At 54.5% G+C, this 25,444-nt stretch carries 21 protein-coding genes; 16 read left to right on the plus strand and 5 right to left on the minus strand.

Annotation, left to right across the window (positions count from 1 at the left end; genetic code table 11):
* Window positions 1-48: 48 nt before the first annotated feature.
* A complete protein-coding gene (groES, locus tag H7U06_RS05385; RefSeq protein ID WP_012080503.1) occupies window positions 49-339 on the minus strand; it encodes a co-chaperone GroES in 291 nt (96 codons plus the stop codon).
* A gap of 427 nt (window positions 340-766) precedes the next feature.
* Here groES and H7U06_RS05390 point away from each other — a divergent pair, with 427 nt between their 5' ends.
* Together H7U06_RS05390 and H7U06_RS05395 are read left to right on the plus strand one after the other, a co-directional pair.
* Complete coding sequence (locus tag H7U06_RS05390; RefSeq protein ID WP_175625128.1) at window positions 767-2,428, plus strand: inverse autotransporter beta domain-containing protein; 1,662 nt, start codon at window positions 767-769, stop codon at window positions 2,426-2,428.
* A gap of 450 nt (window positions 2,429-2,878) precedes the next feature.
* The gene (locus H7U06_RS05395; RefSeq protein WP_175625129.1) at window positions 2,879-3,463 is read left to right on the plus strand and encodes a hypothetical protein; all 585 of its coding nucleotides are present in this window, start codon (window positions 2,879-2,881) and stop codon (window positions 3,461-3,463) included.
* A 40-nt stretch (window positions 3,464-3,503) separates the two neighbouring features.
* On the opposite strand, the gene H7U06_RS05400 is transcribed toward H7U06_RS05395, so the two are convergent.
* The 4 genes from H7U06_RS05400 to H7U06_RS05415 are packed head-to-tail and all read right to left on the minus strand — an operon-like array spanning window position 3,504 to window position 7,505.
* Entirely contained in the window at window positions 3,504-4,619 is a 1,116-nt protein-coding gene (locus H7U06_RS05400; RefSeq protein WP_175625130.1) for a DUF1116 domain-containing protein, read from the minus strand.
* Window positions 4,620-4,654: 35 nt separating this feature from the next.
* Window positions 4,655-5,863, minus strand: a complete 1,209-nt coding sequence (locus tag H7U06_RS05405; RefSeq protein WP_254873128.1) for an amidase — start codon at window positions 5,861-5,863, stop codon at window positions 4,655-4,657.
* On the minus strand, window positions 5,860-6,243 hold the full coding sequence (gene hpxZ, locus H7U06_RS05410; RefSeq protein ID WP_175625131.1) for an oxalurate catabolism protein HpxZ: 384 nt from the start codon (window positions 6,241-6,243) through the stop codon (window positions 5,860-5,862). Before hpxZ ends, H7U06_RS05405 begins: the two co-directional genes overlap by 4 nt.
* A complete protein-coding gene (locus tag H7U06_RS05415; protein WP_175625132.1) occupies window positions 6,240-7,505 on the minus strand; it encodes an amidohydrolase/deacetylase family metallohydrolase in 1,266 nt (421 codons plus the stop codon). The genes hpxZ and H7U06_RS05415 overlap by 4 nt, the downstream gene beginning before the upstream one ends.
* A 178-nt stretch (window positions 7,506-7,683) precedes the next feature.
* On the opposite strand from H7U06_RS05415, the gene H7U06_RS05420 reads away from it, so the two are divergent.
* The 14 genes from H7U06_RS05420 (at window position 7,684) to pgaB (ending at window position 25,442) form a co-directional block, all read left to right on the plus strand.
* Entirely contained in the window at window positions 7,684-8,199 is a 516-nt protein-coding gene (locus tag H7U06_RS05420; RefSeq protein WP_175625133.1) for a MarR family winged helix-turn-helix transcriptional regulator, read from the plus strand.
* 681 nt (window positions 8,200-8,880) lie between these two features.
* Window positions 8,881-11,280 (plus strand): xanthine dehydrogenase family protein molybdopterin-binding subunit, encoded by a 2,400-nt coding sequence (locus H7U06_RS05425; protein WP_217703431.1) that lies wholly within the window; start codon window positions 8,881-8,883, stop codon window positions 11,278-11,280.
* A complete protein-coding gene (locus H7U06_RS05430; RefSeq protein ID WP_175625134.1) occupies window positions 11,277-12,095 on the plus strand; it encodes a xanthine dehydrogenase family protein subunit M in 819 nt (272 codons plus the stop codon). The genes H7U06_RS05425 and H7U06_RS05430 overlap by 4 nt, the downstream gene beginning before the upstream one ends.
* Window positions 12,092-12,628, plus strand: a complete 537-nt coding sequence (locus H7U06_RS05435) for a (2Fe-2S)-binding protein (protein ID WP_175625135.1) — start codon at window positions 12,092-12,094, stop codon at window positions 12,626-12,628. Before H7U06_RS05430 ends, H7U06_RS05435 begins: the two co-directional genes overlap by 4 nt.
* Window positions 12,618-13,232 carry an SRPBCC family protein gene (locus H7U06_RS05440; RefSeq protein ID WP_175625136.1) on the plus strand — a complete coding sequence of 205 codons (615 nt, stop codon included), beginning with the start codon at window positions 12,618-12,620 and terminating at the stop codon, window positions 13,230-13,232. Before H7U06_RS05435 ends, H7U06_RS05440 begins: the two co-directional genes overlap by 11 nt.
* A 70-nt stretch (window positions 13,233-13,302) precedes the next feature.
* Entirely contained in the window at window positions 13,303-14,460 is a 1,158-nt protein-coding gene (locus H7U06_RS05445) for an ABC transporter substrate-binding protein (RefSeq protein ID WP_175625137.1), read from the plus strand.
* Between the two features lie 125 nt (window positions 14,461-14,585).
* Entirely contained in the window at window positions 14,586-15,458 is an 873-nt protein-coding gene (locus H7U06_RS05450; protein WP_175625138.1) for a branched-chain amino acid ABC transporter permease, read from the plus strand.
* 2 nt (window positions 15,459-15,460) lie between these two features.
* The gene (locus H7U06_RS05455) at window positions 15,461-16,501 is read left to right on the plus strand and encodes a branched-chain amino acid ABC transporter permease (protein ID WP_175625139.1); all 1,041 of its coding nucleotides are present in this window, start codon (window positions 15,461-15,463) and stop codon (window positions 16,499-16,501) included.
* Window positions 16,498-17,304 carry an ABC transporter ATP-binding protein gene (locus tag H7U06_RS05460; protein WP_175625140.1) on the plus strand — a complete coding sequence of 269 codons (807 nt, stop codon included), beginning with the start codon at window positions 16,498-16,500 and terminating at the stop codon, window positions 17,302-17,304. The genes H7U06_RS05455 and H7U06_RS05460 overlap by 4 nt, the downstream gene beginning before the upstream one ends.
* Window positions 17,291-17,995: an ABC transporter ATP-binding protein gene (locus H7U06_RS05465; protein WP_175625141.1), complete on the plus strand. Its 705-nt coding sequence runs from the start codon at window positions 17,291-17,293 to the stop codon at window positions 17,993-17,995. Before H7U06_RS05460 ends, H7U06_RS05465 begins: the two co-directional genes overlap by 14 nt.
* Before the next feature lie 9 nt (window positions 17,996-18,004).
* The gene (locus H7U06_RS05470) at window positions 18,005-19,045 is read left to right on the plus strand and encodes an XdhC family protein (RefSeq protein WP_175625221.1); all 1,041 of its coding nucleotides are present in this window, start codon (window positions 18,005-18,007) and stop codon (window positions 19,043-19,045) included.
* Between the two features lie 222 nt (window positions 19,046-19,267).
* Window positions 19,268-20,266, plus strand: coding sequence for a linear amide C-N hydrolase (locus tag H7U06_RS05475; RefSeq protein ID WP_254873129.1), 999 nt, complete (start codon window positions 19,268-19,270; stop codon window positions 20,264-20,266).
* A gap of 620 nt (window positions 20,267-20,886) precedes the next feature.
* Window positions 20,887-23,367, plus strand: a complete 2,481-nt coding sequence (pgaA, locus tag H7U06_RS05480; protein WP_175625143.1) for a poly-beta-1,6 N-acetyl-D-glucosamine export porin PgaA — start codon at window positions 20,887-20,889, stop codon at window positions 23,365-23,367.
* A complete protein-coding gene (pgaB, locus tag H7U06_RS05485; protein ID WP_254873130.1) occupies window positions 23,364-25,442 on the plus strand; it encodes a poly-beta-1,6-N-acetyl-D-glucosamine N-deacetylase PgaB in 2,079 nt (692 codons plus the stop codon). Before pgaA ends, pgaB begins: the two co-directional genes overlap by 4 nt.
* Window positions 25,443-25,444 lie beyond the last annotated feature (2 nt).

A 25,444-nucleotide genomic window follows, 5' to 3' on the forward strand; every position in this document is an offset into this window, starting at 1 on the left:
AAACCGTTTCGAGCTCTGCGGCACGGCCGCTACGCTCGAGAAACGGGATCACTTTTGTACGATTGCCATGATGTCTTCTTCGCGCATCACGAGAACTTCGTTGCCATCAACTTTGACGGTTTGGCCAGCATATTTGCCGAACAGAACGCGGTCGCCGACTTTAACGTCGAGTGGGCGTACTTTGCCGTCTTCGAGGATTTTGCCGTTGCCGATTGCCAGAATTTCACCTTGATCAGGCTTTTCAGCTGCTGCTTCAGGAATGATGAGGCCAGACGCAGTTTTTGTTTCCTGGTCGAGGCGCTTGACGATGACGCGATCGTGCAAAGGACGAAGGTTCATACAAACTCCTTAGTTTTCAATAGGTTATGGTGATTTGCGGCATAAAGCTGCAAAGCTAGCTTTACAGTGCATACATGCCGCACTAGAAAGTTGGTCGTACGGGAAAAGTTGTTAGCACTCTCGCCCGGCGAGTGCTAAGTATATGGATGCTTGTTGGATAATTCAAGTGATCAGTAAAGGAATATTGACGAGACAGTACCGGAATCCATTTATCTCTATATAGATAGGCATGGTGCAGATGGTCAATTTAGCTAGAAGGTCATTTAATGTATAAAAGATAATTTTTTGGTCGAAGTCAGTAGCAAATATTCCGTGATTAATGATCCCCGGTTTCTCAAAACAACACGCTGCAACAAGCGTGTTGCACTTCTTGCGCCTGTTTGTAAAATGCCATTAGAAAAAATAACAAACGCTACAGGGAGTAGTAATGAGTCGCTTGAAATCCAACAAGCTTAGGATTGCTGTATCCGTATTTTCCGCTTGCGTCGGTACCGGAGCATATGCGCAGAATGCCGGGCAAGAGAAATGGAGTACTTATCTCGACCTGGAAGGCAAAGTCGGATCCAAGCGTGACATCGGCGAAGCGAATCTTTTTATCCCAGCAGTACAAGATGCGCGCTCACTTTATTTTGCGAACGTTCGTGCGCGTCTGGCGAATGGTGGAGATTTTGAAGGAAGCCTGGGCGGTGGTATGCGTCATATGCTGGAGACCGGATGGAATCTTGGTGCGTATGGCTTTGTCGATAGGCGCAGAACTACTTATAACAATTCCTACGATCAGGCGACATTAGGTTTTGAGGCGCTCGGGCCTCAGTTCGATTGGCGCGCTAATGTCTATCAGCCCTTTGGTAAGAAAAGCACCACCTTATCCAGTGTCAACACAGGATCGGTGTCTGGTGGTTCTCTCTTTGTAACCAGTACGGTGCAGGAAGAGCGCGCACTACCTGGCTTTGATGTGGAGGCCGGATGGCGTCTCCCTATCTTCGACGAAGAAGATACGCGACAGGTGAGAGCTTACCTCGCGGGCTATCGATTTTCCGATGACGGGATCAAGGTACAAGGCACCCGTGTGCGAGCCGAGTATGTGATGGCTGACTTCAGTAATACGTGGAAAGGCGCGCAGTTAACCATAGGTGCGGAGTACCAGGACGACAATGCTCGCGGCAGTCAGAGTTTCGTCGCGCTGCGCTTGCGCATCCCATTGGGAAATGCCACTTCCTCTTTGCAACGGATGAAGGCGCAGGAGCGTCGCATGACTGCGCCGATCGTGCGTGACGTGGATATCGTCAGCCAGGTCAGCACGCGGCAAATTGCGTCTGAAAAAGCGTCTACGACGGCTGGCGGGCAGACGATAGTTGCTCTTTCCAGCGAAACGACCACTGGTGCATCTCTTCCCGGTGAAGTGGCGGCTGCGGGTAGCAATAGCACAGTAGTGTTGGCGGGCACATTCAATACCACTGCTTCTACAGTGCTCCAGAATGGCCAGACACTGATAGGTAAAGGCTCGCTGGATGTCGTTACCGCAAGTGGAAGGACCGTCACTACGTCATTGCCTGGCGCAACCATTAACTCATCGTTTGCTTCCTTTGGCGCCGGCACCAGGGCGACTGTTGCTATGGCTAACAACAGCACCATCAGCGGCATGAACATAGTTTCCACCGATGTCGCCGGAAGCGGGGTGAACTATCGAGGCATCAATACCATAGGTGTAAGCAATGTACGTATTCTGGATAACACGGTATCGCTAGCATTAAATAATTCAGTGGGCAGTAGTTCTACGGCGCTGGGAGTTGAGAATTCGACCAACGTTATCATCGGTAACAACTCAGTGAGCGCATATAACCAGAATTCCAACGCAGCGGCGCTCGTTGTACTCGATTCGAGTGTGCAAATATTTAATAATCGCCTGTCTGCCCAGGGTTCAAGCCCCGCACATAGTTTTGCCGTTCTGCTGGCGGACACTACAGGATCTGCTCTTACTGTGTTGCCTAACTCGACGGGCAACGTCATTCTGAATGGAGCATGCGATATTCCGGTCGCCACGCCAATTGGTGCTGTTCATATGGTGGACGGTACGACTTGTCCTTAAATATTGCTAACATCGTTTTTTCAATTGCTTGATTCCAGGTTTAACTTAGATGCTTTTTCTATTCACTTCGCGAGGTGTTACCACTAAGGTTGGATATGGACGCAATTAGTATTTGGAGGGCACTGCAAGTATTGCATCCGGAAAGAACTGAGCGGTTGTCTGAGATAGTTGGCCCTGTGTCAGGCACTCCAGAGAGTTTTATTATCCGTTTGGACAAATTACGTCAGGACGCGGTCATTGCAAATGATCGATGTGGTTACATCGGAAATCCTTATGAACAAATTGCGGAGGATTTCGAGGTACTTGTGTGCGTTGCTAAGAGAGATTTTTAGTCTAGGTAATCGCTTAAAATATATGTGCTCGAATGCGTAAGCACTTTGAACATGGTAGACATTGGCAGATTGTGGATTTCTCGTTCAGATAAATTATAGACCTTGAAGGAAGTGCCGTATGTCTTGGATACCTATGTACGCAACGAAGAAGGATATTGCCCAGCTCGTAGAGTACCTGAACGGTTCTGAGGAGATTGCATTCATTGTTTCGAACGGTACAAATCAATGGATTGCAGTAAACAGTGTCGAGACTCTTGAGCCAGGAAAACATTGGCTTTGGCACGTACCTAGCGGTGCATTACCTTTGGCGCGTATGGGTGAACCGTATGGAGAGATTGAGGATCCGTTTGAAGGATGGGCCGCAACATATGCCACAAGGGATCCTTCGGTGCCGTACTTTGGTCCTGGCCATCCTGGCGTATTCAGTCTTGAAGTGCGACGGGAGCAACTAGCCAAGGATGGTACTCATTACATTCCCATGAGTAGCTTTGGATGGATTGGAAATCGCTATCGCATAATAGGATTTCCGGCAAACCCGGCCACAGAAAAATATTGGAAGGTGCTAAAACGCTGGATGAAAAAAACCAGCGTTCAGGTACCACGTGGCGGTCCTGGCGGCGAGTACAAACCTGAGATATGGGCATTTGAAGATGCTATGGGCCACTTTGCGCAGGGCGCTAAAGGTGTCATGAATCCTTTTTAATGTAGGTTCTTACAAATCTCGTAATTTGTGTAGAGGACATCTAAATCGATGCACTCGGATCCGCAAATAACTCCGTAGACACCTCAAACACCCCTCGTCCTATCAAGCCCGCTTCCGCTGCGTGATCCAGTATCGCCAGATTGACCATGGGCGCGCAGTCATTGCTCAGTATGCTTTTCAAATCGACGATGCCGCTGCGCGCGTTCACGACTTGTGATCTGTGCATGTGCAAATCTTCCGGCAGGTACTGCGCCCAATCCCGCGCCAGGCTGGGCACGTAAGCCAGTGCTTGTGCGCCCAGTCCGGAGAAGTCGATGACAGCGCTGTCACCTATCGCTCCCAATGCTGCCGTGAGTTCATGTCCGACAAAGCGGGTGCCTTGTGGTGGTGTGGCGGCTATGGTTTGCCAGGTAGCGGTATCACGCAAGCGATAACCAAAGGCGAGGCCGTTGCCACCGGCGGCGACGATGTGACCGGTTTGTTCAAGACGTAGCGAGCATGCCGCCATCATTAACGGCAGTACGAAACCGGGATTGGCGAGTATGACTTGTCTGTCGCGCGCGTGTAAGGTATCCAGTTGCGCCGCCAGTGCCGCATTGGCGCGTGCGGTAAGCGCATGGCATTCTTCGCCGCCTTGCAAGGCGTAATGGATGGCTTGTGACAGTGCGGGTGCATGTGCCTGTACGGCGGGCTTTAATACATGCATACCGAATTGCGATAGCAATTGCAGCTGCGCGCGCGTACTGGCTACCGGCTTGCCGAAGCGCAGTGCAGGCGCTGGTCCTTCCACCAGCGGTGCATAGCGCGTGCTGTCATTGCTGCTGACGACGAATAGCGGCATGGAGGCTGAGACCACTTGTGCCAATGGCGTGACCAGGCCGTGATCCTGTGCCGGTAACAGCCTGACCTTGCCTTGTGACAGCAGTTCTGCTGCGGCACCATGATCGTCAGCTAGCCCTTCGAACAGTACGGCTTCAATCGCCGCCTGCCGGATCGGTGCGGGTAGTACGCCTGTCAACGGCGGGCCAGCATGCAGCAGTACATCGGCTGAAAGTTCAGGCAATGCCTGTGTACGCAGCTGCACATCGGTCCAGCGGATGCCGTCGTAGCGGCTGGCTATTTGTGCGATTTCTTCATCGAACTTGCTGGTAGTCATGGCTGTTCTCCGTGAGGGTTCAATTCGCAATAGGTTCAACTTGCAATACGAGCCTGTAACTGTTGCGCTGCATGCAGAACGATTTCATCGCAACCACGGCCACCGATGATGGATAGTCCTACCGGTGCGCCGTTGACCTGTATCCACGGCATGCTGAGTTGCGGCAAGCCGGCCAGCCCCGCGATGCATAGCAGTTGCTGCGAGCGCATGCGTATATCGTCGACTGCAGCAGCATCGGCGGCGAGTAGTGGCGCAGGTGTCGGTACGGTCGGGATGACGATGACTTTATGCTGGTCATCGAGGATGTGATTCAGCGCACGGATGGCGGCTACCCTGATTTGTTGCGCGCTACGGACTTGCCCGGCGGTGACGCCGGAAGCAATGTCGAAGCGGCGACGGATATCTTCGCCCAGCTCATCTGAGTGGCGTGATACCCAGACGCCGTGTTCCATCCATGCTTCCGACGCTTGCAAGGTACGGAAGGCGGCAGCCCAGTTACTCAGTTCCAGCGCGCTCGTTACCGGTACAAAATCTGCCTGCTCGCTTTTCAACTCATTGAAAGCCTGCAGCACGGCTGGGTCTAGCAGATTGTTGATGACAGTATCGTTGAGTGCGAGGAAGACTGATTCCGTGTCGGTGGTTTCTGCATGCGCCAGTGCGCAGAAAGTTTGCTCCAGGTGCTGCAGATTACGGGCGAACCAGCCGACTGTATCAAAGCTATGCGCCAGCACCAGGCAACCATGTCCGGATAGTCGGCCATGTGTAGGTCGCATGCCCCACACCCCGCAGTAGCTTGCCGGTAGCCGCACCGAGCCACCGCAATCGGTACCTAGTGCGACATCGGCCAGGCCAGCTGCAACTGCGGCGACTGAGCCGGAGGACGAACCTCCGGGTAGGCGATCCGGGCTGGCCGGGTTGCGTGGCACGCCGTAGTGCACATTGATACCGGCGAGGCTGTAGGTGAGTTCGTCGGTTAGTGTTTTACCGACGAAGGTGGCACCGCCGGACAATAGGCGTTCGACTGCGGTTGCATGTTTATGTGCAACCTCATGGTCGGAGAACCAGACCGGATTACCTGCACCGGTGCGCGTACCTGCGATGTCGAATACATCCTTGACGGCAAAGCGTATGCCTTCCAGATTATTGCTGACTGGACGATGCGCCTGTAATGCATAGCCATAGGCCTCCGTCAGGAAGGCACCGCCGGTATCCGGTTGTAGCTGACTCATGAGCGGGATGTTCATTTGACGTCCATCCAGCTCACGTGGGCAGCGACAACATGCCAGCCATCCGGGAATCTCACCCAGGTCTGGGTTTGCCGACCTATGCGTGTATCACCATTTTTGCTGAAGGTGATGTTGGCGACTGCGCAGTCTGTACCGAAGGTGGTGACATGTCGGCTGGTGACCGTGCGTGCCAGGTTGGCGGCCGGACGTTGCGAACGGAAGTCACGGATGGCATCGTAGCCGACCAGGTTTTCCGTTGCGCCATAACGCAGCGTGGCGTCGTTGTTCCAGAACAGTTCGTCGAGTTTGGCGACATCGTTACCGACTAAAGCCTGTTCGTAGGCATCGAAGGCCAGCTCGACTTCTTGCAGGGTAGGGGCGTGGTTGATATCCATCATGCCGCCTTTGCGACTGGGAGTATCGCTGCGTTGGAATCGAAACGCTCACCCGCGCGATAGCAGCAGACAGGGAACAACATGCGGTCGGTGATGACTTGTGTGCCTTCGTTGTCGTGCAGTGCCCAACGGCCGCGCTGGTCTTCCATCACGCTGACGTCTGCTACGCCACCTACTTTGAGGGTGCCGATTTCATCTTCCATGCCTGCCAGTTTGGCGGCATTGCTGGTGACCATTGCTACCACATGGTTGAGTGGCAGGCCGACGGCCAGCATGCTGCTCATCGCCGAAACCAGGCTGAAGCGCTCGTTACCCTTGAAGATGTGCACGCTTTCATCCGGATGCCAGTTGGGTGTGCCAGCCGGTGGCGGTACGATGGTGTTGTAACCGTGCATGTCTGCGCCCAGGGTATCCGGAATGACGCCGGCGTCGAGCACGATGCGCGCGGTTTTGAAGCTGAAGTGCGAGCCGTGGCCGACGTCTATCTTGAGGCCGCGCGCGATCGCTTCTTTCACCATAGGGTGGATGGAGCCGTTGACTTCGACGAAGCCACCCGGATGGCGGCTGAACGGATGGGCCAGGATGTCGCCGGGTTTGAGCATATCGACGACCTGATTGAAGATGCTGTCCGGATTGACCGGTGAGCCGCCGTCCTCCGGTTTCGGCCACAGTTGACCAAAGTGTATATAGACAGGCAGTGCAGCTTCGCGTCCGATCTGCGATGCGATGCGCATCACATCGACGCCCCAACGTGCAAAGCCGCCAACTTCTGCGTGTGCCTTCAGGCCGCGCACGATGTCGCTATTCTTTTTGGCTGCGGTAACGGTTGCTTCTACATCCAGGCAATCAGGGCGATACAGCTCAGGATAGAAGTGTCCTTCCAGCCCACCGACCAGATAGGCCGACATATACGAGAGCACGCGGGTTTTCGATGGCTCGATCACATATTGGCGGAAGCCGGGCAGGGTAATGCAGCTGGCACCACCCTGGTCGACGATGGTGGTAACACCTGAATACACGCCGCACATATCAGCATTGAGGCCGAAGCGACCGGTTACGCCCTGGTATACATGGCCATGCGTATCGATCAGGCCTGGGGTGACCAGTTTGTCGCGGCAATCCACTACTGTTGTCTTACTATCCGGAGGCGTGATGTCACGATCGATTGCGGCTATGACGTCATCCTTGATCAATATATCGAATACACCATCGCGGTTGGCCTTGGGATCAATGACGCGGCCGCCCTTGAGAAGAATATGATTCATGGCAACTCCTTTAAGTTAAATAATATGTGGTGCACCGCATATTCTATGCCAACTTTAAATAAATGTGGTGCACCACATTTATGATATATTTTTATTGCCGTTTTTGTTGTGGATTCACATATACTCCTGATTTGTGGCATACCGGATTCCATCCTGTTCCCTTATATACCGACCATTCATGAATAAGATTGAAGAAGCAGCTTTTCCCTCTCTGATGAGCGATATGGAGTCAGTCCAGGCGCGTTCCCTGTTATTTACCCGTCCCGGGTTTTTGATACGCCGCCTGCACCAGATCCATAGTGCCTTGTTCACGGAAGAGACGCTGGAACACAACATCACGCCTGTGCAATACAGCCTGTTGACTGCACTGGAAGAGTACGGCGAACTGGATCAGAATTCATTGGCGCACCATATTGGACTGGAGCGCACCAGTGTGGCCGAAGTCTTGCCGCGCCTGGAGCAGCGTGAGTTGATTGTGCGCAGCCAGTCTGAACACGACAAGCGTGTGAAGTACGTCAAGCTGTCGCGCAAGGGACGTGCGCTGGTAAAGAAGATGCGTCCTGCCGTACAGCGCGCGCATGACCGCACTATAGAGAATCTGTCGCCGGAAGAACGTCAGCTGTTTATATTGCTGATGGTGCGACTGGTTGAATCGGAGGCCACTGATCGTGTGCCTTTACTCAAAGCCCGTTAATATTTTTCTGTTTTTCAAAATGCGCTGCATTGCACTGCAGCGTGCAATTTCTCATTTGCTTTGAGATGATGACTCACGTTTGTTGTCGTCATGAGTAATCGCAGTGTGAGCATGTTGTTGTACTGAGTTAGTTGCTCGCTGAAAGTTTGAAGAGATACAAAGTAGTGCGCAAGTGTCGTTGTTGTTGCACCTTTTTGAAACAAATTTTTTCCAATTTGATGCAAAGCGTGTGATTTTCATGTACAACAGCAAATATCGGTATTTATTCAAGAACCTTGCTTGATTAAAGTCCAATAAATGTGCTGTACCACATAAATTGAAATTTGATATTGTTTATTAAAATCAATTGCTTAACTTGTTCTTTGCCTGACATGTCTGTGTAGTTGGCATGGTCGTTGCTAAAGGTATTCGGTAAGTTTGAAGTATGTGGACCTGGCTTGAAAAAGCGCATTTAAGTTGATGTTTGGTATTCAGTATCACGAGAGTTGCACAGTGCCCGGTCGATTAGCGGCACTCTGAAATAAAATCGTAGTACAGCGCATAGGAGGTGAAAAATAATTCATGCTCGTAACGCAAAAATGAATCACACATAACAACATAAATGTGGTATGCCACATAATTATTGGAGATGCAGGGAATATGAATTTAATTTCAGTTCCCGGCAACGTTCAGGAGATATCGATGAATGATCTGGTGATGCCCGAGCTGCTCACGCAAGCCGGTACCGATCAAGGAATTGGTCGCGAAGTACTGCGCAAGGAAGACAAGCGACTCTTATTGGGTCAGGGCAAATATGTCGGCGATATGCGTATGCCGGATATGCTCGAAGTCGCATTCGTACGCTCACCCGTGGCGCATGCCCGTCTCGGACAAATCGAGAAGCCGCAAGGCGTGGAGCATCTGGTCTACACGATGGCAGACATGACTGGTGTGCGTCCCATCGTCGCGGCATCCTCATTGCCCGGTTTCAAACTCTCGGCACAATATCCACTTGCGCAAGACAAAGTACGCCACGTCGGTGAACTGGTCGCAGCCTGCATCGCGCCGGATCGCGCACAGGCGGAAGATATCGCAGCCAGTGTATTCGTGGATTACCAGGAACTGCCGGTGATGGCAGATATGTACGGCACGCTGCAAAGCGATACACGCGTACATGATGACTGGAGCGAAAACGTCTTTGCCGAAACCAATATAGATAAACGCGTCAGTGCTACCGATGAGGCAGTGCACAGTGTCAGCCGCAAGTTGCGCATGGCGCGCCAATGTATGGCACCGATGGAAGGTCGTGCCGTGCTGTGCTTCTGGGATACCCGTGTCGACCAGCTGATCATGTACTCGGCCGCACAAGTACCGCACATCAATCGCACCGGCCTGGCTGAATGCCTGGGTCTGGACGAAGGACAGATACGCGTCATCTCGCCGGATGTCGGTGGCGGCTTTGGTTACAAGGGTATCTTGCTGCCGGAAGAAATCTGCTGCGCCTGGCTGGCGATACAATTGAAACGTCCTATCCGCTGGCTGGAAGACAGACGTGAACAACTAACTGCGAATGCCAACTGCCGTGAACACGGCTATGACCTTAGCGTCGACGTCACCAGGGACGGACGTCTGGCCGGCATACGTTGTGATGCAGTCGTCGATTCCGGTGCTTACTCATCGTATCCATTCAGCGCCTGCCTAGAAGCGGCACAGATCGGCTCCATCCTGCCTGGCCCTTATGTAATGGATAGCTTTGTTTGCCGCACCCGTTCTGCTGCGACCAACAAGCCTCCTATCCTGCCGTATCGCGGTGTGGCGCGTACCGGCGTCTGCTTTGCGCTGGAAGTCATGCTGGATATCGCAGCGCGTGAGTTGGGCATAGAACCGCATGTATTGCGCGCCAAAAGTTTGGTGCCAGCAGCGGCCATGCCTTACGCAAACATCACCAACAAATTATTCGACTCCGGCGATTACACGACTTGCATGAATAAGGCGGTCGAAGCGATCGACTGGGACGGCTGCCGCGCGCGTCAGAAAGAACGGCACGCTGCAAATGGCAGCGATCCGACGCAGAAGCGTCTCGGCCTCGGTATGGCGGTGTTCTGTGAACAAGGTGCGCACGGTACTTCGGTTTATCACGGTTGGGGTATCCCTATGGTGCCGGGCTACGAACAATGCACGGCACGTTTTACACCTGACGGCATACTTGAATTGCGCATCGGTGTGCATTCGCACGGTCAGGGACTGGAGACTTCGATGGCGCAGGTCGCGCATACCGTACTCGGTATCGATATCGCCAAAGTCCGTGTGATACACGGCGACACCGGCATGACACCTTATTCGACCGGTACCTGGGGTTCGCGTTGCGCGGTGATGGCCGGTGGTGCAGTCGGTACCGCCTGCGAACAGCTGGCCGAACGCATCAAAGTCATGGCCGGTGTCTTGCTCGATACCGATGCCAGCCTCATCACTTTGAAAGACGGCACGGTCGGTGTGCAAGACAGCGTCAAACGTTTGCCTTTGTCCGAGATCGCGCACACCTGGTACCGCGCACCGCAAAAGCTGCCAGTCGGCGCAGTCGATCCGGGTGGACTTGAAGTGGTAGCCGGTTACAAGATGATGCCGGACGCCGGTACCTTCAGCTATGCCTGTCATACCTGTCTGGTTGAAGTCGATACCGCTACCGGTCATGTCGCCATCCTCGATTACGTCATTTGCGAAGACGGCGGCGTGTTGCTGAATCCGCTCATCGTCGAAGGCCAGATATATGGTGGCCTGGCACAGGGTATAGGCACGGCCTTGTATGAAGAAATGCCATTCGATAGTGAAGGCCAGCCCCTGGCATCGACGCTGCAGGATTACCTGTTGCCGGGTGCCGGTGAAATGCCGCCGCTCAAGATGCTGCATATGGAAACCCCAAGTCCGAACAGCAAGTACGGACAAAAAGGCATAGGCGAGGGCGGTGCGATTGCGCCACCGGCTGCCATCATCAACGGCATCAACGATGCGCTGTATGACCTGGGAGCTGAACTATTGCAGTGCCCGGCCAACCCGCGCCGCGTACTGGAAGCCATCGCCGCAGCGCAAGGAGCACAAGCATGAAACCTTCCGCATATAGCCTGATCAAGGCCGACGACCTCGCGCAGGCCTCTGCGCAGCTGGCAGAAAACGGCTGGGGCAGCAAACCGGTCGCAGGTTGCCAGTCGCTCGGTGCGATGCTGAATCTGCGTTTGGCGCAACCGGAATCCTTGCTGGATCTCGATGCCTTTGAATCGCTGCGCGCCGTCACCGATACCGGCGACGCGATACGTTTCGGTGCGATGACTACCCACGCCGCGATCGAAGACCAGCGCGTACCTGACCCTAGCCAGGGCCTGATGCCTTACGTCGCACGCGGGATTGCCTACCGTGCAGTCCGCAATCGCGGCACCCTCGGTGGCAGCCTGTGCCACGCCGATCCTGCCGCTGACTGGATCAGCACCATGCCTTTGCTGGGCGCGACGCTGCATGTACTCGGCCCGTCCGGTCAGCGCGATATCGCGGCACGCGATTTCATGACCTCCGCTTATGAAACCCAACTGGTCGACGGTGAAATCCTGGTGGCCGTCAGTGTACCCAAGCGTACTAACACTATGCAGTGGTCGTATCGCAAGCTATGTCGCAAGACCGGTGAACTGTCGCATGCGATGACTTCAGGCATCCGCGACAGCAGCGACGGTACCGAACGGGTAGTGATCGGCGCGCTGGACGGCGCACCCTTCGTCGTCGAAAGAGCGGGCCTGATGACTGAATTGCTGCAAGGCGCAGTACGTGAACAGATCGTGCGGCAGGCTGCGCCCGAGCTGGAACTTGATCGTCGCCACACCTTGATGGAGATGTTGAGGTTAGTGGCATTGGATATGGGGAAAACACGATGAGCGCATTACCAATAGCATTTCCGGCGGTGGAAACCACCGCTGTGGAGCTGACTGTCAACGACCGTTGCTACCAGCTGACCCTGCAACCACGAACCCACCTGGCTGATGCCTTGCGTGACCACTGCGGCCTGACCGCGACGCACGTCGGTTGCGAGCAGGGTGTATGTGGCGCCTGCACCATCGAAGTGGATGGCGCACCGCAACGTAGTTGCCTGCAATCGGCGAAACGCTTTGAAGGCAAGCAGATACGGACGCTGGAAGCGTTTGATGATGACCCTTTAATGGCCAGGCTGCGCGCGGCGTTCTCCGCCGAGCATGCATTGCAGTGCGGTTATTGCACGCCCGGCATGTTGATGACAGCACGCGACATCGTATTGCGTTTGCCTGAAGCCGATGAGGACAGGATACGTGAAGAATTGGCGGGCAATCTGTGCCGCTGCACCGGTTACTTCGGCATTGTGCGCGCGATCCAGCGTGTGCTGCGCGAACGCGACTCAACCGTTTCATCTCAGGAGATCACTCATGCAGCTTGAACAATCCTTTCATATCGCAGCACCGACCGACTCCGTGTGGAAAGCTTTCCACGATATCGAATTGCTGGTCGATTGCCTGCCCGGTGCATCTATTAATAAAGAGGCGACAGCGACCGAAGAAGGATCGATACCTTTGTTGTTCAAGGTCAAGCTCGGTCCCATCGCGGCCAGCTTTGCCGGACAGGGACGCCTGAATCTGGATGAAGCATCGAACAGCGGCGCCATCATCGGCACGGCAGTCGATGCGCGCAGCAATAGCCGCGTCAAAGGCGAAGCCAGTTTTACCGTCAGCTCAGCCGCAGGCGGTGGCACCGATGTGCAGGTCAAGGTAGATCACAGCATCACCGGCTCACTCGCACAATTCAGCCGCGAAGGCATAGTCCGCGCACTGGCTGAACAGCTGACCAAACAATTCGCCGAGAACCTGCAGGCGCGCCTGCCACAACCGGTAAGCGCGAGCGACGTACACGGCAGCGGGGTCGCCGATATGGCGGCCGCCGCTCCGGCCAAACCGCGCGCAGCGCAAAGAGATACGTCGTCGATAGACCTCTGGACCCTACTTAAAGCGTGGCTGGCTGGTTTGTTTTCCAGTCGCCGCAATTAATCGCACTGAACCCACACTCTGAACTGATCAATCAGATATTCACTCACTTCGGACACTAAGGATATTTACTATGAACTGGCAAACTTCAAAATCATGGGCCGCCTCTCTTGGCTTCGCCATGCTCACCGCTACATCTGCCTATGCGCAGGAAACCATCAAGATCGGCGTCAGCGAACCACTGACCGGCCCGGTCGCGGCTTCCGGCACCTACGTCACCAACGGCGCACGCATTGCGGCCGACTACGTCAACCAGAACGGTGGCGTGCTGGGCAAAAAGCTGCAGCTGGTGATCGAGGACAACAAATCCAATCCGCGTGAAGCAGTCAACTCGGTAGAGAAACTGATTTTGAAAGACAAAGTGCCGGTCCTGATGGGCGCATGGAGCTCGACCTTCACACTCGCCGTCATGCCTAAGCTGATGGAATACGGCGTCCCTATGGTGGTAGAGACTGCGTCATCGAGCAAGATCACCACTGCAGGCAATCCTTGGGTATTCCGCACCAGTCCTACTTCGGCGATGGAAGCCAAGGCCTTTGCCAAGCTGATCGACAGCTACAGCCCGGCTATCAAGAAAGTTGATTTCCTCGCTGTGAATAATGACTGGGGCCTGGGTGCCGCGGTTGAATTCAAAAAAATGCTGGAAGCCAAAGGTATCGCCATCGGTCGTACCGAAACCATGACACCTGATATGACCGATCTGTCGGCACAGCTCGCTGCATTGAAAGGTAGCGGTTCCGATACCGTCATCGTGACGTCGGGCATCGAACAACTGACACTGGCGATCCGCCAGGCTGGTGAACAGCGTCTGCCACAACGCATCATCACGACCGGCGGTTCCTTTCCTGAGCCACTGCTGAAGACACCTGGCCCTAAAGGTTATGTCAGCCAGCATCTCCTGTTCTTTGCCCCGTGGGCACCAGAGCGTGCGAAACATCCTGCGATTGCCAAGGCATTCATGGATGGCTGGAAAGCGCGTGGCCTGGAATTCGCTGGCCAGACCGAGGGCTTCCGTGGTTTCGACGCGATCCTGACGATCGCCGAAGCGATCCGTGTTTCGGGCAAGGCAGAACCTACAGCCATCCGTGATGCGCTGTGGAAGGTACAAGTACAGGGCGCGAATGGCGATATCGCCTTCGGCAAGGAAGGTCCGGCCGGTAAGGAAAGCGGGCAGGCGGCACCGAACGTCTATGTGGTCGAACTGAAGGACGGCCAGGTATCGGTTAAATGACGCGCGTGGACAACGCCGTCGAATAAGACCTAGCGTACGGGCTGAGTGTAGCGGCCCGCTTATTTTCCACCTATACGCGGGGTGGGCGTGACAGCTTGCTGAACACCCCCTGCCGAAGGATACCTATGGACCAATTATTACAGCATACGTTAAACGCGCTTGTGCTTGGCTCGACGTACGCCTTGCTCGGGATCGGCCTGACCCTGATCTTCGGGATCATGCGGGTGGTGAACTTTGCGCATGGTGAGCTTTATGCACTCGGTGCGTATGTCGCTTATGGCGTGGTCGCCATGTTCGGCATGAATTTCTTTGCTTCCTTGCTGGTCGCTGCCATCGTCGGCTTCCTGTTCGGCACTGCCATCGAATACTTCTTGCTGCGTCGTCGTGACCTGAAGGCGATCGATGAAGTCATGCTGATCATGATAGGCGTGATGATCATTATGCAGAACGCGGAGTTGCTGATGTGGGGCGGTGTCGCTAAATCGGTGCCATCTCCATTCAGCCAGGAGCCGATAGTCTGGGGCGCGATCTCGGTATCACCTATCCGTCTGTTTGTACTGGTGACAGCTGTCGCCTTACTGGTGATCTTCTACCTGCTGATCGAACGTTCGCGTCTGGGTCTGGCGATGCGTGCCACCTTCCAGGATAAGGATGCGGCAAAAATCGTCGGCGTGAATGTATCGCACATCTACACGCTGACCTTTGCGCTGGGTTCGTGCCTGGCTTCCGTAGCGGGTGCCTTGCTGGCACCAGTGTTTGTGGTGACGCCGACCATGGGTGATCTCGCCAGCCTGAAAGCGTTTGCGATTGTCATCCTGGGCGGACTGGGCAATCTGCCGGGTGCTGCACTGGGTGGCTTCATCCTCGCCATCGTTGAAGAGTTCGGTGCCGGATACATCTCTACCGCTTATCGCGATGCATTGGGCTTCCTCGTCATTCTTGCGGTCATGATTTTCCGTCCACAAGGTTTGTTCACCATCAGGGAAAGGGTGGGTTGATCATGAAAAAGAAAATGACTTTTTGTATTTCAGTCCTGGCGCTGGCGCTGTTGCCTTTGATCTGGCCGGATCCATACCTGCTGTCGGTGGTGGCTTCGGTCGGCATTTTCATCATCGCCGCGATCAGCCTGAATCTGCTGCTCGGTTATACCGGGCAACTGAGCCTCGGTCATGTGGCGTTCTTCGGCCTGGGGGCGTACACCACCTCGCTGCTGTCACTGGGCTTTGATGTCACGTTGTGGGGTATGACGGAGCCGCTGGTGGTGACGCCGAAGCCGGTATGGCTGGCCTTTGTTTGCGGTATTGCATTCGCTGCGGTCGCAGGCTGGTTGCTCGGCAAGCTGGCATTCCGCGTACGCGGCGCTTACTTCGTGATCGTCACCATCAGCTTTGCGCAAGTGATGCGCATGGTGGCACTCAACTGGGTAGATCTGACCGAAGGACCGATGGCCTTGAACAACATCCCGGCTTTGACGATGTGGGTGCCGGGTGAAGGGGTGATCGATCTCTCGACCAAGTTGTCGACCTATTGGCTGGTATTGGCAGTGGCCGTTGTCGCTTACTTGCTGGTCGCAGCGCTGGTGCATAGCCGTATCGGTCGCGCCATGATTGCCTTGCGTGAGAACGAAGTGCTGGCGCGTTCGGTCGGCATACGCGTGACCCACTATCTGGGTATCGCCACTGTCTTTGCTGCGGGTATCGCCGGTGCAGCTGGTGGACTGTATGCACATACGGTGCGGATTATTGATCCGGATGTCTTCATGTTTATGTTCACCATCATGATGGTCATCATGGTCATCGTCGGTGGCAAGGGCACGCTGGCAGGGCCGGTAGTTGGTGGCTTGTTGTTTGGTTTGTTGCCGGAAGTGCTGCGTGGCGTCGTGTCGCCGGAAATCCAGTGGATGATTTATGGCGTGCTGATGATTGCAGTCCTGGTCTTCATGCCTAAAGGTGTGGTGCCGTCAGCCGGTAACCTGCTGCGTCGCTATTCATCCCGCCCTGTGCAAGAGCAAACACCTGTCGTGCGGAGGAAAACAGCATGAATTCTACTCAGACCCAGAACAAGCAGATACCAGCACTCGAGCTGGAAGGCGTGACCATGCGCATCGCCGGATTGACAGCAGTCGACAATGCCAGCTTCGCGGTACCGGCTGGCAAGATCGTCAGCCTGATCGGTCCGAACGGCGCGGGCAAAACCACTACCTACAACGTGATCTCTGGATACATGAAACCGACTTCGGGACGCGTTAAATTATTTGGCCATGACATAACCGGCATGGCCCCTGAGCAAATCTCCGCGCTTGGGCTGGTGCGCAGTTTTCAGCGTACCAGCATTTTTTCAGCGTGTACCGTGGCGGAGAACATACTCACTGCGCTGCATCTGAAGGGTGAGTGTGGCGTGTTGCAATCGCTGTTGCGTACGCATAAATTCCGTAAGGAAGAAGCAGACTTGCAGGCGCAGGCACACGACCTGATCGCCTTCCTCGGCCTCAGTGCACGGGCGAATACGCTGGCTTCCAATCTGTCATACGGCGAGCAGCGCTTGTTAGGTGTCGGACTTGCACTGGCAGCCAAGCCGAAAGTGCTGCTGCTGGATGAACCGGCAGCGGGGCTGAACCCATCGGAAACCGAAGCCTTCAAGGAAATGGTCAGGCGCATAGGGCAGGGCGGCGTCACCGTGCTACTGGTCGAGCATGACATGCACATGGTGATGTCTATCTCGGATCACATTGTGGTGCTTAACTACGGCCGCCTGATCGCCACCGGTTCGCCATCTGAAATTCAGAATGACCCTGAAGTCATTCGCGCCTATCTTGGATCGGGGATTGAACATGCTGAAAATTGAAGAAATCACCGTGCGCTATGGTGCCACTACCGGCATCAACAAAATCTCGCTGGAAGTCAACGAGGGCGAGATCGTTACCCTGATCGGTGCCAATGGCGCGGGCAAATCGACCACGCTGCGCGCCATCAACGGACTGGAGCCACTGGCACATGGCAGCATACGCATGGATGGTCATCTGGTTTCTGGTGCGTCACCGGCCGAAGTCATCGATCACGGTATCTCGCATTGCCCGGAAGGGCGACGCGTCTTCCCGCAGCTGACCGTGCGCGAAAACATGGAGATGGGTGCCTACCGACGCAAGGACAAGCCGCAGGTGCGTGACGATATGGAGCGCATGTTCGACAAGTTCCCGCGTTTGCGCGAGCGCATACAGCAAGTGGCGGGCACCTTGTCCGGCGGCGAGCAGCAAATGCTGGCAATCGCACGTGCGCTGATGTCGCGGCCACGGCTGGTCATGTTTGACGAACCATCACTCGGACTTGCACCGAATATCGTTGAGCAAATCTTTAGCCTGATCCAGGAAATCAACAAGGAAGGCACGACGGTACTCATCGTCGAACAGAATGCCTACGCTGCGCTTGCCATGTGTGATCGTGCTTATCTGTTGGAGAACGGTCATATCGTGACGCAAGGTACGTCTGCTGAAATGCGTTCCAATCCTGAAATTCGTCGCGCCTATCTGGGCGGTTAAGGAGTCATGATGGAGAACCTCGACCTGATCGTATTGCGCACCTTGCGTGACTGGCGTTTGCAAGGCAGGAACGCAGTGCTGGCAACCGTGACGCGAACCTGGGGCGCTTCACCGCGCCCGGTTGGTTCGCTGATGGCATTGTGCGAGACGGGCAGTGTGGTCGGGTCGGTTTCTGGTGGTTGTATCGAGGATGACCTGATCACGCGCTTCACGAGCAGGGAAGCTTTCGTCACGGATAAAGGACAGGCGCGGCGGCCACAGTGGGATTGCTATGGCTTGTCGGCCGATGAAGCACATCGCTTCGGTTTGCCTTGCGGCGGGACGCTGGAGTTGCTGCTGGAATTTAATCCGGATGCACTGCCACTCGAACAACTTGTCAGCCAGCTGGAATCGGGTGCGCTGGTGCAGCGGACAGTGGATCTGGTCAGTGGGGCGGTAGCGTTGGCTCCGGCTGACCGGCCATCGGCCCTGGCGGTTACCAAGTTCGCGATGAAAGCTGTATTCGGACCCGGCTACCGCATGTTGCTGATCGGTGCCGGACAATTGACGGAGTACCTTGCGACGATGGCAGTCTTCAGTGGCTTCTCCGTGACGGTATGCGATCCGCGTGATGAATACAGACGCGGCTGGAGTGTGCCGAATGTACGCTTTGTCGAAGGCATGCCGGACGACGCAGTGCACGAGATGAAACCAGATCAGCGCACCTGCGTCATCGCGTTGACGCACGATCCCAAGCTGGATGATTTGGCTTTGATGGAAGCGCTGGTTAGTCCGGCCTTCTATGTCGGTGCCATCGGCAGCCGACGCAACAATACGGCACGTCGGGAACGCCTGGCTGAGCATTTCGAACTCAGTGGTGAAAACCTGGCGCGCCTGCATGGCCCGGTCGGTATTTATATAGGCAGCAAAACACCATCGGAAATCGCTATCAGCATCATGGCTGAAGTGGTGGCGGCGAAGAATGGCATACAGCGGCCGGATCTGGATGTCGCTATCAATAAAAAAAAGCATGAGTTTGAGGAGGCTGTGCCTGCGCTGCACATGTCCTGAAACCCGTATCACATCACTAGCCTGAGCAGCACCCATAAACCTGTGGGTGCTTGCTGTCTGTATTCCTGAAATTCGTATCTCCTGATTACCGGTTATATTGACGCTTGTCACCAGACAGACGTTGCACTTTCCATTTCTACAGGAGGTCTTATGGGATTCCGGTTCAGGCAGTGGCGAAAATTGACAGTGCAGCTGTGCGCGCTCAGCTTGTTCGCAGCACCTATGCATAGTTATGCGTGTACGCGCTTCGTTTATCTGGGACAGGACGGCAACGTGGTCACGGCCCGTTCCATGGACTGGAAATACGATATAGGCAGCAACCTCTACATCCTGCCGCGCGGTATGGAGCGTAACGGTGAGGTCGGGCCTAATTCGCTGCGCTGGACGGCGAAGTATGGTTCGGTTGTGACGACTGCTTATGATGTATCCACCACCGATGGTGTGAATGAAGCAGGTTTGTATGCGGGCGTCTTGTGGCTGACGGAATCGCAGTATCCAAAGTATGAAGCGAGCAGTAAACCGGGCCTGACGATTGCTGCATGGACGCAATACGTGCTGGATAATTTTTCCAGTGTGGCGGAAGCGGTGGCAGTGCTCGAGAAGGAACCGTTTACGCTGGTCACTGACAATGTGCCGGGTCAGCAGCGCCTGACTACCTTGCACTTGGCTATCTCCGACGCCAGCGGCGACAGTGCGGTGTTTGAATATATCAACGGCAAGCAAGTGATCCATCATGGTCGCCAGTATCAGGTCATGACCAATTCACCGACTTATGATCAGCAACTTGCGTTGAATAGCTACTGGCAGCAGATAGGTGGCACCGTCATGTTGCCGGGTACGAATCGGGCATCTGACCGTTTTGCGCGAGCTTCTTTTTACGTGAATGCGATTCCGCAAAAATCCACGCCTGATGAAAGCCTGGCCAGCGTCTTCAGTGTCATACGAAATGTATCTGTGCCGCTGGGCATTGCGACACCGGATCAGCCAGAGATTTCATCGACCCGCTGGCGCACCGTGTTTGATCACAAGCGCAAACTCTATTTCTTTGAATCAGCGATGACGCCGAATACATTCTGGGTCGATATCAGGAAAGTCGATTTCTCGAAAGAGACGGGGCGTGTGCAGAAACTGGATCTGGGGCCGCATCAATCGCACACATATTCAGGCGAAGTCAGCGGCAGCTTTGTTCCGGCCCAGCCTTTCGTCTTTCAGGGCATATAAGCAGGCAGGCTCAAGCTCGATGCATCGCTTGAGCCATAAAGTCAGTGCTGATTTTTTCTCCAAAAAAATTTCCATTCGGAAACTAATTTTGCAGCGGCAATGTAGGTGTTTTTGTTATCTCATCGAGATAGAAAAATGCCTCATGGAAACATTTTTTCTCTGCAAATTTCTACCCGTTTTGTGTCAACAAATAAATGTTTACATGCGTAAAAACTGGCGATGTTTCAATCGTTAACAATTGCCGTTTATGAGTGTGTTAATTCAACAATTAATTAGCAATTGTTGACAATTTTTTGACGATCTGGCTTCGTCCCTCTGATACAGTCCGTTCTACTTTTTAAAAGTAATTTTCGTCGCCTGCTCATCCCCTGTTTTATGGGTAGATAAATGAAGCAGAGAAGAAACCAGCAACATGCTTTTTTCTTTCAAGGCAACAGTTTTAGGTGCAAGTGAATCTGTGTTGCTATTTAGCCCGCATGAACTCTACGCCCACAAATATGTCGGTTTGTTATTAAGTTGACATTTGTTGGCAAAGAGGCGCAACTGGTCGGCGATTCGCTTTTAAAGGTGTGTATTTCTTTCAAGTAAAAAAATACACATTCATTTTTTATAGCGAGCTCATGAAAAATAAGCGCAATCGTTTGCAAGTAGCAGTATCGGGAATCACATTTTGCTTTTTGGGTTTCGGCGTGACACATCTGTCACAAGCAGCTATCCCATCAGGTGAATATGATGCCGTGATCCTTGCTGCGCGCGACGGTCAGACCGCTAACGCGCTAGAGAAGCTGCAAGCCTGGCATCGCGAGTATCCGCAAAATCAAAAAATTCTGTATGACCTGGTGGTTGTCTACGCGTGGGCTGGTGACTTTAATAGTGCACTGGCATATGCGGATGAACTCAGTGTCACTGGGACACCAGCTTACGTATTGAAATCACTCGGGCAGTCTGCCCGTTCTGCCGAGCGCTGGACGCAGGCGGAAAAAATCTACCGCCTCGTGCTGCGTACCAGTCCGGATGATATGGAAGCGCGTACGGGCTTGGTTCACGCGCTGCTGGAACAAAAGCAACCTGACGCCGCCTTGCAGTATGTACAAAGTTTTCTTCCTGCATTCAGCTCTGCGTACAAGCGCAGCGATGCAGCTATGGTTACCTTGCTGGGTTTTGTTTACACCCGTCGTGAAGAAGCCTTGTATGCAGCCAATGCTTACCAGGACGCTGTGCGACTTGATCCGCAATCGCGAGAAGCTTATCGCGGCTATGTGTTTGCGTTGAATGGTGCAGGTATGCCGTATCTGGCAGCGCGCACTGCAGATAAGCGCAAGGATTGGTTCAGCAAGGAAGAGCAGAGACAGCTCGCGCATTCGGTCGCTGGCCATACTGTCAATTTCGGCGAAGCCCAACTGCTCGTCGATACCAAACAGCCACGTTTCCAGACTACCGATGCCGCCATAGCCGAAACAGCAAATGTCTTGCATCACTACGATCCGCAGCCTGCGACCCAGTTTGACCGAATGGTGGCATTGCGCGACCGGCAGCTGATGAAACAGGTTGTGCAGCTGTATCAGGAATTGCTGGCCGCCGGAATCGTGATGCCGTCCTATGCGAAGGCCGCGGCAGCCGATGCCTATCTCTACCTGGAGCAACCAGAGCAGGCGCGTGATTTATATATAGCCGCCATCAGTGAAGCGGGTCGCGGCGATGTGGCCAATATTGATACATGGCGCAATGGCCTGGCTTATGCGTATAGCGAAGGCGAGCAACACGATGAGGCGCAGGACATGGCTGACGGTGTGATGAAGGTGACGCCGACCTTGGCCAACCGTGGCATCCCGTCAGTCGAAGCGCCGAACGGTGATTATCCGACCGCTACCGTCACGCCCGCTTTGATGCGCTTGTATGCGGATCGCCTGAACGCAGCCGAAAAGCATCTGGCCGAGTTGCGTGGGATCGCGCCATTCAACGGACAAGTGAGACTGGCGTGGGCCAGCCTGCAAAGCTCGCGTGAACATCCGCGCGCTGCGCTGGAAGAGTTCACGCTGATGCAAATGGATGATGACAAGTCGCTGGGTGCGCAGGTCGGACGTGGCGAAAGCCTGCTGGCGCTGAATGAATTTGCGCAGGCCAAGATTATTTCACGGCCGTTGACTGCTGATTACCCGGAAGATAAAGGCGTGCAAAACCTCGCACGCAAGCTGGACATCCATGACCGTCCATTTCTGCGCGTCAGCACGACCATAGGTAAGGGCGGGCAGCTGGCCGGAGCGGAGTCAATTTTTGATGCGCAGTTATATTCGGCGCCGCTGACCAATACGCTGGGTGAAGAGTACCGGGTATTCACGCATCTCTCTCGTTCGACCGGTAGTATCGATCGCCGTCTGCCGACTGAAACCAGCGTACCGCGTACCCGTATCGGCGTCGGTCTTGATTACCGTGTACGTGACCTGGAGATCGAAGGTGAAGTGAATCAGGCTACACAAAACGCGGATAAAAGCGGTATCGCTTTGCAGTTTGTGAAGTATTTTTCCGATCATTGGCGCATGCGCATGGCGGCAGATAGCAACGTCAATGATTTGTCAGCGGCTGCCTACAACGCGAATGTGACAGGGCGTCGCGTATTGGCCGGTGTGACCTGGCAGCAAAACGAATCGCGCAGCATCGATGCGGAGATATCCAATACTAAATATAGCGATGGCAATAATCGCGATGTGTTCGGTATCGCATGGACGGAGCGCTGGATCAGTGGTCCTATCTTCAAGCTGGATTCCATGGTGTCGCTGGCAACTTCGCGCAACAGTGCGCGGAATACTGTGTATTTCAATCCGATCAGTGATCGTGAAGCGACCGTTGCGCTGCTGGGCGAATGGCGTACCTGGCGCCGTTACCGTCGCTGGATGGTGCAGCAAGTGCAGGTCTACACAGGTCGTTACTCGCAGGAAGGTTACAACACCGGCACCACGTCCGGTTTGCAATATGGGCACCTGTGGTCTTTTGACGATGAATTCAGCATCGGCTACGGCCTCGGCGTCAGCATGCACCCGTATGACGGCGTGCGCGAAAAGCGGCATTACGGATATTTGAATTTGAATTGGGCGATAAAGTGAAGAACCTGTTGGCGACAGCGCTGATTAGTCTGCGCAAACCTGAACATCTCTTCCGGCACCTGCTGAGTGTGCTGCTGATTGCATTGCTACCAGGCTTTGCATGGGCGCAGTCAGCCGCTGGGGTGGAAGTACCACGCTTGCAAATCGCGACGCAGGGTATGGATGTGCCGCAGTCCTATCGCGTGCTGTGTTATCACGATGTGCGCGACAACGTCAGGGAAAGCTTCAAGGTCTGGCCGGAAGCCACTGCGGTGGATACGCGCGACCTGATCGCACAACTGAGCTGGCTGGATCAGAACGGCTATCATCCGGTCAGCCTGCAACAAATCATCGATGCACGCGCAGGCAAGAAACCTTTGCCGGAGAAAGCCATTCTGCTGACCTTCGATGACGGCTTTGAAAGCATGTACACCAAGGTGTTTCCGATGCTGAAGCAATTCGGCTTCCCGGCTCTGATCGCCATCGTCGGTGACTGGATACAGACGCCGCAGGATCAACCGGTGCAGTTCGGCGATATCAAGGCACCACGCCAGGCATTCGTGAACTGGGATCAGGTCCGCGAGATGCAGGCTTCGGGTCTGATCGAAGTGGCTTCGCATTCGCACAGTCTGCATAAGGGCATCATCGGTAATCCGCAGGGCAATATGATGCCAGCGGCGATTACGCGTTTTTACTGGCCACAGAACAAGCAATACGAAAGTGATGAGGCATACACCAAGCGCATACGCGCAGACCTGGAACGCAGCGCCAGCCTGATTGAAAAGGAAACCGGCAAACGTCCGCGTGCGATGGTGTGGCCGTACGGTGCGAACAGCCGGATTGCAAACAAGATTGCGGCGGAAGTCGGCATGCCGATTTCGCTCAACCTGGAGCCGGGCCCGAATACGCCAAACGACGATCCGAATTACATCCGTCGTACCTTGGTGGTGTTTGATACTGAACTCAATGGCATGGCTGAAATACTGCGCCAGCCAGCGACCTATGATGGCGTTGAACGTCCTATGGAGCGCGTGATCCATATTGACCTTGATTACATCTACGATCCCGATCCGGAAGTGCAGGAAGCGAATTTGTCCAAGCTGCTGGATCGCATAGTGCGCCTGCGTCCGACTACTGTTTATCTGCAGGCGTATGCGGATCCGGATGGCGATGGCGTGGCCGACGCCCTGTATTTCCCGAATCGTCATATGCCGGTACGTGCTGATTTGTTTACGCGCGTTTCATGGCAGTTACGCACGCGTGGCGGAGTGCGGGTATTTGCCTGGATGCCGGTAATGGCTTTCAAATTACCGGATACCCATCCGGCAGCGACGCATCTGGTACAAACCATGCCGGGCGCACCGGAATCTGCTTCGCAGAATCGTTATTTGCGTCTGTCACCTTTCGATCCTTTGGCGCGTCAGACCATTACCGAGATATACGAAGACCTGGGCAAACATTCCGCTTTCTACGGTGTGCTGTTCCACGACGATGCGACCTTGTCGGATTACGAAGATGCCAGCCCGGCGGCGCTGGCGGTATATCGCGATCAGTGGCAGTTGTCGGCTTCGATGGAGGAACTGCGTAAAGATCCGCAGCTGCGTCGCTTGTGGTCACAAAAGAAAACTGCTTACCTGAATGAATTCACTTTGCACCTGGCGGCGACACTACGCCAATACCAGCCTGCACTGATGACAGCACGCAATATCTATGCGGAACCTATCCTGAATCCGGATTCGGAAGACTGGTTCGCGCAGACGTATCCTAGCTTTCTCGCGACCTACGACTACACCGCTATCATGGCCATGCCATATATGGAAGGCGCGAAAGATGCTACTGCATGGCTTGCACACCTGATGGATACGGTGAAGAAAACGCCGGGCGCCTTGCGCACGACAGTTTTTGAATTGCAAAGCAAGGATTGGCGCACGGGCCAGCCTATTCCGTCGAAGACACTGGCGGCACAGATACGTCAATTGCGCCTGGCCGGAGCACGCGGCGTCGGCTACTACCCGGACGACTTCCATGCGAATCAGCCGGAAGAAGACATCATCAAACCTGAAATCTCCGTAGAGACGCATCCGGCGCGGAGATAGTC

Source organism: Herminiimonas sp. Marseille-P9896 (assembly GCF_903993245.1).
GTDB lineage: Bacteria > Pseudomonadota > Gammaproteobacteria > Burkholderiales > Burkholderiaceae_D > Oxalicibacterium > Oxalicibacterium contaminans.